The organism is Cellulomonas taurus (assembly GCF_012931845.1).
GTDB classification, from domain to species: domain Bacteria; phylum Actinomycetota; class Actinomycetes; order Actinomycetales; family Cellulomonadaceae; genus Cellulomonas; species Cellulomonas taurus.
Genome location: NZ_CP051884.1, coordinates 2,739,029 through 2,751,850 on the forward strand (window position 1 = coordinate 2,739,029; position 12,822 = coordinate 2,751,850).

Annotated in this window: 9 protein-coding genes; 5 read left to right on the plus strand and 4 right to left on the minus strand. The window is 71.9% G+C overall.

The annotated features are described in order from the left end of the window. The first annotated feature begins 158 nt into the window (after positions 1-158). The 3 genes from pta to HGK68_RS12680 all read left to right on the plus strand — a co-directional run bounded on the left by pta (position 159) and on the right by HGK68_RS12680 (position 5,252). Positions 159-2,240 carry a phosphate acetyltransferase gene (pta, locus tag HGK68_RS12670; RefSeq protein ID WP_169166292.1) on the plus strand — a complete coding sequence of 694 codons (2,082 nt, stop codon included), beginning with the start codon at positions 159-161 and terminating at the stop codon, positions 2,238-2,240. Then, a complete protein-coding gene (locus tag HGK68_RS12675) occupies positions 2,237-3,421 on the plus strand; it encodes an acetate/propionate family kinase (RefSeq protein ID WP_169166293.1) in 1,185 nt (394 codons plus the stop codon). The genes pta and HGK68_RS12675 overlap by 4 nt, the downstream gene beginning before the upstream one ends. A gap of 142 nt (positions 3,422-3,563) precedes the next feature. Next, positions 3,564-5,252, plus strand: a complete 1,689-nt coding sequence (locus tag HGK68_RS12680) for a tetratricopeptide repeat-containing diguanylate cyclase (protein ID WP_169166294.1) — start codon at positions 3,564-3,566, stop codon at positions 5,250-5,252. Here HGK68_RS12680 and HGK68_RS12685 read toward each other — a convergent pair. Genes HGK68_RS12685 through HGK68_RS12695 form a run of 3 tightly spaced genes read right to left on the minus strand, consistent with a single transcriptional unit; the run spans position 5,203 to position 8,585 of the window. Next, positions 5,203-6,828: a succinic semialdehyde dehydrogenase gene (locus HGK68_RS12685; RefSeq protein ID WP_169166295.1), complete on the minus strand. Its 1,626-nt coding sequence runs from the start codon at positions 6,826-6,828 to the stop codon at positions 5,203-5,205. The two genes, HGK68_RS12680 and HGK68_RS12685, sit on opposite strands and share 50 nt — an antisense overlap. A gap of 40 nt (positions 6,829-6,868) precedes the next feature. Beyond that, positions 6,869-7,993: a GuaB3 family IMP dehydrogenase-related protein gene (locus HGK68_RS12690; RefSeq protein ID WP_169166296.1), complete on the minus strand. Its 1,125-nt coding sequence runs from the start codon at positions 7,991-7,993 to the stop codon at positions 6,869-6,871. 34 nt (positions 7,994-8,027) lie between these two features. Next, complete coding sequence (locus HGK68_RS12695; protein WP_169166297.1) at positions 8,028-8,585, minus strand: type 1 glutamine amidotransferase domain-containing protein; 558 nt, start codon at positions 8,583-8,585, stop codon at positions 8,028-8,030. Positions 8,586-8,724: 139 nt separating this feature from the next. Between HGK68_RS12695 and HGK68_RS12700 the strand changes: the two genes are divergently transcribed. Beyond that, complete coding sequence (locus tag HGK68_RS12700) at positions 8,725-9,570, plus strand: exonuclease domain-containing protein (protein WP_343036895.1); 846 nt, start codon at positions 8,725-8,727, stop codon at positions 9,568-9,570. A gap of 74 nt (positions 9,571-9,644) precedes the next feature. Further along, positions 9,645-11,237, plus strand: coding sequence for a helix-turn-helix domain-containing protein (locus HGK68_RS12705; RefSeq protein WP_169166299.1), 1,593 nt, complete (start codon positions 9,645-9,647; stop codon positions 11,235-11,237). A 54-nt stretch (positions 11,238-11,291) separates the two neighbouring features. On the opposite strand, the gene guaB is transcribed toward HGK68_RS12705, so the two are convergent. Continuing rightward, a complete protein-coding gene (guaB, locus tag HGK68_RS12710) occupies positions 11,292-12,821 on the minus strand; it encodes an IMP dehydrogenase (protein ID WP_169166300.1) in 1,530 nt (509 codons plus the stop codon). Position 12,822: the final 1 nt, after the last annotated feature.

The window sequence follows — 12,822 nt, forward strand, 5'->3', positions numbered from 1 at the left end:
CGGCGTCTCAGGACGTAGGTCCCCGCGCCGGCCGTCCTGTGGGCTGCCTCACGCCCGAGGTGACCACCGCCACCACCGTGCGCGTCGCGGTCACCGCCGCCGGTCCGGCAGAATTCATCCCACCACCTAGCGCCCCCGAAGAGGAAGAAGCCATCCCCGTGGCCCGCAGCATCTACGTGACGTCCCCGGAGGGTGACACCGGGAAGTCCACGGTCGCCCTCGGCCTGGTCGACCTGCTCACCCGCACCGTGCAGAGGGTCGGGGTCTTCCGGCCGATCGCCCGGTCCACCGACGAGGGCGACTACGTCCTCGAGCTGCTGCTGGCGCACGACGGCGTCGACCTCAGCTACAACGACTGCATCGGCACCACCTACGAGCAGGTGCACGCCGACCCGGAGGGTGCGCTCGCCACCATCGTGCAGCGCTACCACGCGGTCGCCCGGCAGTGCGACGTGGTCGTGATCGTCGGCTCGGACTACACCGACGTGGTCGGCCCCGCCGAGCTGGGCTTCAACGGCCGGATCGCCGCGAACCTCGGTGCCCCGGTGCTGCTGTGCGTCAAGGGCCAGCACCGCACCCCGGAGGAGGTCCGCCAGGTCGCCGGTGTCGCGCTGACCGAGCTGGAGGCGGCGCACGCCCAGGTCGTCGCCGTGGTCGCCAACCGCTGCGACCCGGAGTCGGTCGAGTCGGTCCGGACCGAGCTGTCCGCGCTGACCCGGGCCTGGGCACTGCCCGAGGACCCGTTCCTGGTCGCCCCGACCGTCGGCCAGCTGATGGAGTCGGTGGACGGCACCCTGGTCGGCGGTGACCCCGAGCTGCTGTCCCGCGAGTCCACCGAGGTGCTGGTCGGCGCGATGTCGATGGAGCACCTGCTGGAGCGGATCGCCGACGGCGTCGTGGTGATCACCCCCGGCGACCGGGCGGACATCCTGCTCGGCCTGCTGACCGCGCACTCGGCCGACGGCTTCCCCTCGCTGTCCGGCATCATTCTCAACGGTGGCTTCACCCCCGCGCCGGTGATCGAGCGCCTGGTCGAGGGCCTCGGCTCCCGGCTGCCGATCATCCGCACCGAGCTGGGCACCTTCCGCTCGGCCAGCGCCGCCGCGAGCACCCGGGGCCGCCTGACCGCCGACTCCCAGCGCAAGGTCGACACCGCGCTCGCCCTGTTCGAGAAGTACACCGACGCCGAGGAGGCGCTGGCCGCCCTGGAGGTGCCGTCCTCCGAGGTCGTCACCCCGCTGATGTTCGAGTACGAGCTGCTCGACCGGGCCCGCTCGGACCGCAAGAACATCGTGCTCCCGGAGGGCAGCGACGACCGGATCCTGCGCGCGGCCTCCACGCTGCTGCAGCGTGAGGTCGCCGACCTGACCATCCTCGGTGACGAGGCGTCGATCCGGGCCCGGGCCACCGAGCTCGGCCTGAACCTGGCGAACGCGACGATCCTGAACCCCAAGTCCGGTGAGCTGCTGGAGCGGTTCGCCGCCGAGTACACCGAGATGCGCAAGCACAAGGGCATGACCGTCGAGCGCGCCCGGGAGATCGTGTCCTCGGTCAGCTATTTCGGCACGATGATGGTGCAGCTCGGCCTGGCCGACGGCATGGTCTCCGGTGCCGCGCACACCACCGCGCACACCATCAAGCCCTCCTTCGAGATCATCAAGACCGTGCCGGGCGTCTCCGTGGTGTCCAGCGTGTTCCTGATGTGCCTGGAGGACCGGGTGCTGGTCTACGGCGACTGCGCCGTGAACCCGGACCCCACCGCCGAGCAGCTGGCCGACATCGCGATCAGCTCCGCCGAGACCGCCGCCCAGTTCGGCATCGAGCCGCGGATCGCCATGCTGTCCTACTCCACCGGTGAGTCCGGCTCGGGCGCCGACGTGGACAAGGTCCGCGCCGCCACCGAGCTGGTCCGCGAGCGCCGCCCCGACCTGTCGGTCGAGGGTCCGATCCAGTACGACGCCGCGGTGGACGCCTCGGTCGCCCAGACCAAGCTGCCGGACTCGGCCGTGGCCGGCCGGGCGACGGTCTTCGTGTTCCCCGACCTGAACACCGGTAACAATACCTACAAGGCCGTGCAGCGGTCCGCGGGTGCCGTGGCGGTCGGCCCGGTGCTCCAGGGTCTGCGCAAGCCGGTCAACGACCTGTCCCGGGGCGCCCTGGTGCAGGACATCGTCAACACCGTCGCCATCACGGCGATCCAGGCCCAGGCAATGGGCACGTCCTCGGAAGGCACGAAGTGAACAACGTCCTGGTCATCAACTCCGGTTCCTCGTCGATCAAGTACCAGCTGGTCGACGTCGAGTCCGGCGACGCGCTCGCCTCCGGCATCATCGAGCGGATCGGCCTGGAGGTCGGCAAGCTCAAGCACGAGGGGCCGAACGGCAAGACCGAGCTGGAGCAGCCGATCCCGGACCACGAGGTCGGCATGCGGCTGGTGCTGGACACCTTCGCCCAGCAGGGCCCGGCGATCCAGGAGTCCGAGCTCGCCGCCGTCGGCCACCGGATCGTGCAGGGTGGCGATGTCTTCGACGGCCCGGCCCTGGTGACCGACGAGGTGCTGGCCCAGATCGAGGAGCTGTCCCCGCTGGCGCCGCTGCACAACCCGGCCAACGCCGCCGGTATCCGGGCGGCGCGCGCCGCCTTCCCGAACACCCCGCACGTCGCGGTCTTCGACACCGCCTTCCACCGCACCATGCCGCCGGCCGCGTACACCTACGCGATGGACCTGGATGTGGCGGCCCAGTACAAGATCCGTCGCTACGGCGCCCACGGCACCTCGCACCTGTTCGTCTCCCGCGAGGTCGCCGGCTGGCTGGGCAAGGATCTGGCCTCGACCAACACGATCGTGCTGCACCTGGGCAACGGTGCCTCCGCCTCCGCCGTGCGCGGCGGGGAGTGCATCGACACCTCGATGGGGCTGACGCCGCTGGCGGGCCTGGTGATGGGCACCCGATCCGGTGACATCGACCCGGCCGTGCTGTTCCACCTGTCCCGGCAGGGCGGCTACACCATCGACCAGCTGGACGACCTGCTGAACCGCAAGTCCGGCATGCTCGGCCTGTCCGGCTACACCGACATGCGGGACGTGCACGACGCGGTGGCCGCCGGTGACGAGCGGGTGCGCACCGCACTCGACGTGTACTACCACCGGATCAAGGGCTACGTCGGCAACTACTACGCCCAGCTCGGCCGGGTGGACGTGATCGCCTTCACCGCCGGGATCGGGGAGAACGACGACATCGTCCGCGCGGGCGCGCTGCAGGGCCTGGAGGGTCTGGGCATCAAGCTCGACCTGGCCCGCAACGAGGGCCGCAAGAAGGAGCCGACGATCATCTCCACCGACGACTCCCCGGTGACCGTCGTGGTCTACCCCACCAACGAGGAGCTGGAGATCGCCCGCCAGGCGGTCGCCACCATCTGAGTCACTGCCTCGGAGCCCGTCGCACCCGCGTGGTGCGGCGGGCTCCGTCGTCGTCCGGAGTGTGAGATTTTCCCGCCAGGTCAGCCCCGCTTCACCCTTTTGATACCTCCACCAGGTTCACCCGGGAACCGATGATGTCGGTATGACGACTGTTCGGGTGGCTCAGGGGGCCGACCCGACGGACTGGCGGCACGAACTGGCGCAGGTGGATGCACTCTGCGACTCCGCGCCCGCCCTGTGCGTGGCACTGGTCCCCAGCCTGCTGGAGCGCGCGCGGGCCGAGGGCGAGACCATGGTGGAGATCGAGCTGGAGTACCTCTCCGGCTGGGCCCGCCACCTGCTCTCCGACGACGCGCTGGCGCTGGGATCGATGGAGCGCGCCCTCGAACTGGCGACCCAGTCCCGGCACCGCGCCTGGGAGGGCCGGGTGCTGCAGGGACTGGCCTCGGTCTACAACGGCTTCGGCGACAACCTCTCGGCGCTGGAGCTGCTGGAGCGCTCGCTGTCCATCCGGCGCGAGCTCGGCGACGTGGAGGGTCTGGCCGCCGCACTGAACAACCTGGCCGACACCTACATCTCGATGGGTCGGTTCCCGGAGAAGGCCTACGAGCTGCTCACCGAGGCCATGTCGCTGTGGCCGCAGGTCGACCGCCCGGACGGGACCTGCGCCACCCTCACCGGTCTGGCCAAGCTGACGACCGACGACGCCGAGGCCCTGTCGCACACCGATCCCACCAGCTCGCGGGCGCTCGCCGAGCGGGCTGTGCAACTCGCCGAACAGGGTGTCGCCGCCGCGATGACCGCGGTCGGGGTCGGCGCCTCCGAGGGCAACGCCCGGCTCGCCGCCGAGGGGCAGGTCCGTCTGGCCCGGGCGCACATGGCCCACGGCGACCTCGCGGCGGCGCGGCGGGTGCTGGACGAGTGCGCGCTGGCCCTGCCGCAGATCTCCGCCCGCTACCTGACCATCCGCTACCACGCGGCGCTCGGCCGCCTGCACCGGCTGCTCGGCGACCTGACCGCCGCCGAGGTGACGCTCACCTCCGCCCTGGTGCTCTCCGAGGGGTCGCGACCGATGGAGCGGGCCGACGTGCTGCACGAGCTGGTGTCGGTGCACGAGGACGCGGACGACCTGCACGCGGCCCTGGACACCTACCGGCAGTACCACGAGGCGGTGATGGAGCAGCGCGACCAGGCAGCCGAACGACGCGGCATCCTGGTGAACGCCCAGCTCGACGTCGACCGGGTGCGCCAGGCGCACGACCAGGCCCGCCAGCACGCGGCGGAGCTGGCGGCGATGAACCGGTCCCTGGCCCACGACGCCGCGCACGACGCGCTCACCGGGCTGCTGAACCGGCGCGGGCTGGACTCGGTGCTGGACGGCAGGTTCGAGGAGCCCGATCTGGCCTACGTGGTCGCCGACCTCGACCTGTTCAAGGCCGTCAACGACCAGCACTCGCACCCGATCGGTGACGAGGTGCTCCGCCGGGTGAGCCAGATCATGACCGCCTGCCTGCGGCTGGGCGACGTGGTGGCCCGGGTCGGTGGCGAGGAGTTCGTGCTGGTGCTGCGGCACTGCCCGCCCGCCGACGCGCTGGCCGCCTGCGAGCGGATCCGGATCATGGTCGCCGCGCACCCGTGGGAGGACCTGTCCCCCGGGCTGCGGGTCACGATGAGCATGGGCGGGGTGGCCGCCGGGCCACAGGACGATGCCACCGTCCTGGCGGCGCGGGCCGATGCCGCGCTCTACGAGGCGAAGCGACGCGGCCGCAACCAGGTCGCCTTCATCCCCCCGCCGGAGACCTCCGTCCAGGAGCTCGCCGCGGCCCACTAGGCCGACCCGCCGCCAACGCGCGCAGCAGCAGCGGCGCCCACCCGGGTGTCGACAGCAGCCGGCCCGGGCCCAGCCCGCGGTGCACCCCGTGCTGCACCGCCACTGTCCGGGACCGGGTCAGCGCCAGCAGTCCCTCCGCCCCGTGCCGCACACCCCAGCCGGAGGCCGCACGCCCACCCTGCGGCGCCGCCCAGGAGCCCCACGACATCTGGTACCCGTCGTTGACGTCCACCGAGCCCACCCGGAGCCGGTCGGCGATCCGTCGGGCGCGTCGGGTGTCTCGGGACCAGACGGCGGCATGCAGGCCGTAGGGCGTGTCGTTCATCGCGGCGACCGCCTCGTCGTCGGACCTGACCTCGTGCACGGTGACCACCGGCCCGAAGGTCTCCTCGGCCAGCACCCGCGCCTGCGGACCCACCGCGGTCAGGACCGTGGGTTCGTAGACGAAGGGGCCGATCTCCGGGCGGTGCACCCCACCGGTCAGCACCCGGGCACCGGCCGACAGCGCGTCCTCGACGTGTGCCACCACCCGGGCCAGCTGTCCGGCGCCGGTCAGCGAGCCGACGTCGTAGCCGTAGTCCAGCCCGGTGCCGAGCCGCAGCGCCCGCACCCGGCGGCGGAACGCGTCCAGGAACTCCCGGCGCAGCTCGTGGTGCAGGTAGATCCGTTCCACGGACATGCACAGCTGCCCGGTCCCGCCGAAGCACGCCCGCACCGCGCCCTCGGCCGCCAGCTCCGGGTCGGCGTCCTCGGCGATGTACAGCGCGTTCTTGCCGCCCAGCTCCAGCGTCGACGGCACCAGCGCCGCACCGGCCCGCGCCGCCACCATCCGGCCGGTCGGGGTGGACCCGGTGAACAGGAGGTGGTCGACGTGGTCGATCAGCCCGTCCCCGACCGTCGGCCCGTCACCCAGCACCACCTGGACCAGATCGGCCGGGAACCCCGCGTCCGCCAGCAGCTCGACAGCCCACAGCGCGGTCAGCGGGGTCTGCGGGTCGGGGCGCAGCAGCACCGCGTTCCCCGCCGCCACCGCCGGCAGGACGTCCCCGAGGGTCAGGCTGAGCGGGTAGTTCCACGGCGCGACGATGCCCACCACCCCGGCCGGATCGTGGGCCACCCGCACCGAGGTCAACGGCCCGGCCAACCCCGGTCGCCGATCCGCCGCCAGCACCCGCCCGGCGTTCCGGGCCAGGAACCGGGCACCCAGCACCACGTCGGCGACCTCCTCGACCGCCGACGCCCGGGCCTTCCCGTTCTCCAGCTGGATCAGGTCCAGCACATCGGACTGCCGGGCCAGCAGGAGGTCCGCCGCCCGGCGCAGCAGCCGGGCCCGGTGCCGGTGATCGGTCGCCGCCCACCGCCGACCCGCGACCCGGGCCGCCCGAGCGGCGGTCGTCAGGTCCGCCGGGGTGGACTGCGGCAGGCTCGCCAGCGGGGCACCTGTCCACGGCGCATGGTGCGTGGCCAGTACGCCGGTCGCCCGGGCGCGGGCGACCAGGTCGGTCAGCAGCTCCGGTTCCAGGACCAGGGTCGCCAGCGGATCGGTCTCGGGGTCGCGCAGGGCTTCCGGCACCATGCCCCCACGCTACGCGCCCCCGCCGGACCGCCGCCGGGTGTCAGCGCGGCTGGTACGGGGAGACCACCAGCTCCACCCGCTGGAACTCCTTGAGGTCGGAGTAGCCGGTGGTGGCCATCGCCCGGCGCAGGGCGCCGATCAGGTTCAGGGTGCCGTCGGCGGTCTTGCCCGGGCCGAACAGCACCTCGTTCAGGTCACCAACCTGGCCGACCTGCACCCGCTCGCCGCGCGGCAGATCGGGGTGGTGCGCCTCGGAGCCCCAGTGCCAGCCGCGCCCGGGGGCGTCGGTGGCGCGGGCCAGGGCGGCGCCGAGCATCACGGCGTCGGCACCGCAGGCGATCGCCCGGACCAGGTCGCCGGAGCGGCCCACGCCGCCGTCGGCGATCACGTGCACGTACCGGCCACCGGACTCGTCCAGGTAGTCGCGGCGGGCGGCGGCGACGTCGGCCAGGGCGGTGGCCATCGGGGCGTGGATGCCCAGCGTGGTGCGGGTGGTGTGCGCGGCCCCACCGCCGAAGCCGACCAGCACGCCCGCGGCGCCGGTGCGCATCAGGTGCAGGGCGGCGGTGTAGGTGGAGGCGCCGCCGACGATCACCGGCACGTCCAGCTCGTAGATGAAGCGCTTGAGGTTCAGCGGCTCGGCGCGGCCCGAGACGTGCTCGGCGGAGACGGTGGTGCCGCGGATGACGAACAGGTCGACCCCGGCGTCGACGACGACCTTCCAGAACTCCTGGGTGCGCTGCGGGGACAGGGCGCCGGCGACGGTCACCCCGGCCTCGCGGACCTGGCCCAGCCGCAGCCGGATCAGCTCGGGGTCGATCGGCGCGGCGTAGATCTCCTGCATCCGCGCGGTCGCGGCGGCGGCGTCCAGGTCGCGGATCTCGGCGAGCAGCGGCTCGGGGTCCTCGTAGCGGGTCCACAGACCCTCCAGGTCGAGGACCCCGAGGCCACCGGCCCGCCCGAGGGCGACGGCGGTGTCCGGGCTCATCACGGAGTCCATCGGCGCGGCGAGCACCGGCAGATCGAAGTGGTAAGCGTCGATCTGCCAGGAGACCGAGACCTCCTCCGGGTCACGGGTGCGCCGCGAGGGCACCACCGCGATGTCGTCGAAGGAGTACGCACGGCGTGCGCGCTTGCCGCGGCCGATCTCGATCTCGTTGCTCACCTGGTCAGGCTACCGGTGACAGTGCCCGTGGTGCTCAGGCTCCGGCAGCGGCCTCGACCACCGCCGCGCTGAACGCGGGGAGGTCGTCCGGGTTCCTGGAGGTGATCAGGCTGGTCGTGCCCACCTCGCTCACCACGACCTCCTGGTCGACCCAGGTGGCACCGGCGTTGCGCAGATCGGTGGCCAGGCTCGGGTAGCTGGTCAGGGTGACGCCGTCGACGACCCCGGCCTCGATCAGGCTCCACGGGCCGTGGCAGATCGCCGCCACCGGGATCCCGGCGGCGAGCACGTCCTTGACCAGGGCCACCGACTCGCTCTGCGTGCGCAGGGTGTCCGCGTTCACGGTGCCACCCGGGATCACCAGCGCCGCCAGGTCGGCGACGTTCACCTGATCGACGGTGCTGTCCACCGGGTAGGTGCCGCCCGGGTCCAGATCGTTGTTCACCGCGCTGACGGTGCCGGACTGCGCGGACACCAGCACCGGGGTGCCGCCGGCGTCCTTCACCGCCTGCCACGGGGTGGTGAGCTCCGGCTCCTCGATGCCGTGCTCGCTGGTCAGGAACGCGACGGTCTTACCGGTCAGGTCAGCCATGTCTCCTCCTCGGATCGGTGTCCCCTCCACCCTGCGTCGCTCACCGGGATCCCGCATCCGCGACCTGCCGGGCGAAATCCGCCGAGGGTGTCGGGGGCCGGTGCGATGCTGGCGCGGTAATCGAGGGATGCTGGGGACGATGACCACCTGGAACAAGGGCCCGCTGCTGGGCTTCGACACCGAGACCACCGGCGTCGACGTGCACCACGACCGGATCGTGACCGCCGCGCTGGTCCGCCGGGACGCGGACGGCGCCACGGTCCGCACCTGGCTGATCGACCCCGGGGTCCCGATCCCGGAGGCCGCCAGCGCGATCCACGGCATCAGCACCGAGCACGCCCGGGAGCACGGGGTGGCCCCGGCCGGTGCCCTGACCGAGATCGCCGAGGCCATCGCGCAGGCGATGCGGGACGGGGTGCCCGTGGTCGCCTACAACGCCTCCTTCGACCTCTGCCTGCTGGAGGCGGAGCTGGAACGGCATCGGCTGCCGACCGTGAGCGACCGGCTCGGTGGTGCGCTGGTCCCGGTGATCGACCCCCTGGTGCTGGACCGCGCCGAGGACCGCTACCGCAAGGGCAAGCGCAAGCTGATCGACCTGTGTGGCGTCTACCAGGTGGTCGACACCGGTCAGCTGCACACCGCCGACGTCGACGTGGTCGCCACCCTGGACGTGCTGGAGCGGATCGTCGACCGGTTCCCGCACCTGGGCGAACTGCCCTTGGCCGAGCTGCACGACTACCAGGTGACCGCGCACCGTGCGTGGGCCGAGGCGTTCAACACCTGGCGGACCCAGCAGGGCTACGACGGCGAGGGGGCCGTCACGGCATGGCCGGTGCCTGCCACACCACAGACGCTCTCGGGCGCACCCGCAGTGTCCACGCCGTCCCCGCGGACCCCGTCCGCTGCCGAGGTCGGGCACCTCGCCGCGCCCGCCCACCCGGCACCGCCCGAGGGTCGGCCGATCCAGGACACCCTGATCGCCTGAAATCTCACCTCTGATATGCGCAAACGCGCCCGACACCGGATCTTCACCTTCCAGGCGTCGCCACTATCTCATCCATGAGTTACGGTCGTCCCGTGACTCAGACGACCACACCTGCCACCGGTTCCATCCCGACCGTGCGCACCCTGCCCGAGCAACTGGCCCACGTCGGCTCGCTCGTCCGCTCCGCACGACGCCACCGCGGCCTCACCCAGGCCCAGCTCGCGGAGCTCCTGAACACCAGCCAATCCGCCGTGCACCGGATCGAACAGGGCACCCAGAACCTCAGCCTGGACATGCTCACCCGGATCGGCGCGGCGCTGGACTCCCCCATCGTCACCGTCGGCGCACCCCAGCGCACCCACCTGCGGGTCACCGGCGGGCACCAGCTGTCCGGCCGGATCGACGTCAACACCTCCAAGAACGGCGCCGTCGCGCTGCTGTGCGCCAGCCTGCTGAACCGCGGCACCACCAAGCTCCGCAACGTCGCCCGGATCGTCGAGGTGGACCGGATCGTCGAGGTGCTGCGCTCCATCGGGGTGCGCGCCACCTGGTCCGCCGACGGCCGCGACCTGGAGATCGTCGTCCCGCGGGATCTGGACCTGGAGTCGATCGACGTGGACGCCGCCGTGCGCACCCGGTCGATCATCATGTTCTTCGGCCCGCTGCTCAGCCAGTTCGACGACTTCAAGCTGCCCTACGCCGGTGGCTGCGACCTCGGCTCGCGCACCGTCGAGCCGCACATGATCGCGCTGCGGCCCTTCGGGCTGACGGTCACCGCCACCAACAGCCGCTACCACGCGACCGTGGCCGACCCGGGCAGCACCGACCTGCAGATCGTGCTCACCGAGCGCGGCGACACCGTCACCGAGAACGCCCTGATGGCGGCCGCCCGGCGCGACGGACTGACGATCATCCGCAACGCCAGCCCGAACTACATGGTCCAGGACCTGTGCTTCTACCTGGAGCTGCTCGGCGTGACGATCGAGGGCATCGGCACCACCACCCTCCGGGTGCACGGCAAGGCCGAGCTGGACGCCGACGTGGAGTACGCGGTGTCCGAGGACCCGGTCGAGGCGATGAGCCTGCTCACCGCGGGCATCGTCACCGGGTCACAGATCACCGTGGGCCGGGTGCCGATCGAGTTCATGGAGATCGAGCTGGCCACCCTCGCGGAGATGGGCCTGCGCTACGAGCTCTCCGGCGAGTACACCGCGCACAACGGGCGCACCCGCCTGGTGGACGTCACCGTCTTCCCCAGTGAGCTGCGCGCCCCGGCCAACACGGTGCACCCGATGCCCTTCCCGGGGCTGAACATCGACAATCTGCCGTTCTTCGTGGCGATCGCCGCCTGCGCGGAGGGCACCACCCTGGTGCACGACTGGGTGTACGACGGTCGCGCCATCCACCTGACCGACCTGACCCGACTCGGTGCGGGGGTGCGCCTGCTGGACGCGCACCGACTGCAGGTCGAGGGCCCGACCCGGTGGTCCGGCGCCGAGATCTCCTGCCCGCCCGCTTTGCGCCCGGCGGTGGTGATCCTGCTCAGCATGCTCGCCGCCAAGGGCACCAGCGTGCTGCGCGACGTGGACATCATCGCCCGCGGCTACGAGCAGCTGCAGGAGCGGCTGGTCGAGCTCGGCGCGCAGATCGAGACCTTCCGGGACTGACGGCACGCACGCGAAGGGCCCCGGCGACCGATCGCCGGGGCCCTTCGCGTGTGCTCAGCGGGCGCTGTAGTTCGGCGCCTCGGCGACCATCTGCACGTCGTGCGGGTGCGACTCCTTGAGCCCGGCCGGGGTGATCCGGACGAACTTGCCGCGCTCCTGCAGCTCCGGCATCGTCCGGGCGCCGACGTAGAACATCGACTGGTGCAGGCCACCGACCAGCTGGTGGGCCACGGCGGCGAGCGGGCCGCGGTAGGGCACCTGACCCTCGATGCCCTCGGTGATGATCTCGTCGTCGTTCAGATCGCCCTGGAAGTAGCGGTCCTTGGAGTACGAGCGCCGGTCGCCACGGGACTGCATCGCGCCGAGCGACGCCATCCCCCGGTAGCGCTTGAACTGCTTGCCGTTGACGAAGACCAGGTCGCCCGGGGACTCGTCGCAGCCGGCGATCAGCCCGCCGATCATCACCGAGTCGGCACCGGCCACCAGTGCCTTGGCGATGTCACCGGAGTACTGCAGACCGCCGTCGGCGATCACCGGGACCCCGGCGGGCTTGGCGGCGAGGGCTGCCTGGTAGACGGCGGTCACCTGGGGCACGCCGACACCGGCGACCACGCGGGTGGTGCAGATGGAGCCGGGTCCGACGCCGACCTTGACCGCGTCCACCCCGGCGTCGACCAGCGCCTGCGCGCCCTCGCGGGTGGCGATGTTGCCGCCGATCACCTGGACGTGCCGGGTCGCGGGGTCCGACTTGATCCGGCGCACCATGTCCAGCATCAGCCGGGCGTGCCCGTTGGCGGTGTCCACCACCAGGACGTCCACCCCGGCGTCGACCAGAGCCGTCACCCGGTCCCAGGCGTCACCGAAGAAACCGACCGCCGCACCCACCGACAGGCGGCCGGACGAGTCCTTGGTCGCCAGCGGGTACTGCTCGGACTTCACGAAGTCCTTGACGGTGATCAGCCCGCGCAGCCGGCCGGCGTCGTCCACCAGCGGCAGCTTCTCCACCTTGTGCTTGGCCAGCAGCGCGGCGGCGTCGGCACGGGCGATGCCGACCGGTCCGGTGATCAGCGGCTGCGCGGTCATCGACTCGCGGACGGTGCGGGTGGTGAACTCCTCGCCCGGCACGAACCGCAGGTCGCGGTTGGTGATGATGCCCAGCAGGGTGTCGTCGCCGTCGACCACCGGCAGACCGGAGACCCGGTACTTGGCGCACAGGTCGTCCAGCTCGGCCAGGGTGGCGTCCGGGGAGATGGTGACCGGGTCGGAGACCATGCCCGACTCGGAGCGCTTCACCAACTCCACCTGGTGCGCCTGGTCGGCGATCGACAGGTTGCGGTGCAGGATGCCGATCCCGCCCTGGCGGGCCAGGGCGATCGCCATCCGGGACTCGGTGACGGTGTCCATCGCCGCCGACACCAGCGGGATGCGCAACTCGATCTCGCGAGTCAGCTTGGTGGTGGTGTCGACCTCACTCGGGATGACGTCGGTCTCGCCGGGGAGCAGCAGGACATCGTCATAGGTGAGACCGATGAAGCCGAAGGGGTCGTGAGTAGGTGCGGAGCCAGGGGTACCCAGGTCGGTCATT

Bases quoted from the DNA above. Each gene is read 5' to 3' on its own strand.
- HGK68_RS12705 (WP_169166299.1), top strand. From the start codon at position 9,645: ATGAGTTACGGTCGTCCCGTGACTCAGACGACCACACCTGCCACCGGT.
- HGK68_RS12685 (WP_169166295.1), bottom strand. From the start codon at position 6,828: ATGGTGCCGGAAGCCCTGCGCGACCCCGAGACCGATCCGCTGGCGACC.
- HGK68_RS12695 (WP_169166297.1), bottom strand. From the start codon at position 8,585: ATGGCTGACCTGACCGGTAAGACCGTCGCGTTCCTGACCAGCGAGCAC.
- HGK68_RS12680 (WP_169166294.1), top strand. From the start codon at position 3,564: ATGACGACTGTTCGGGTGGCTCAGGGGGCCGACCCGACGGACTGGCGG.
- guaB (WP_169166300.1), bottom strand. From the start codon at position 12,821: ATGACCGACCTGGGTACCCCTGGCTCCGCACCTACTCACGACCCCTTC.
- HGK68_RS12700 (WP_343036895.1), top strand. From the start codon at position 8,725: ATGACCACCTGGAACAAGGGCCCGCTGCTGGGCTTCGACACCGAGACC.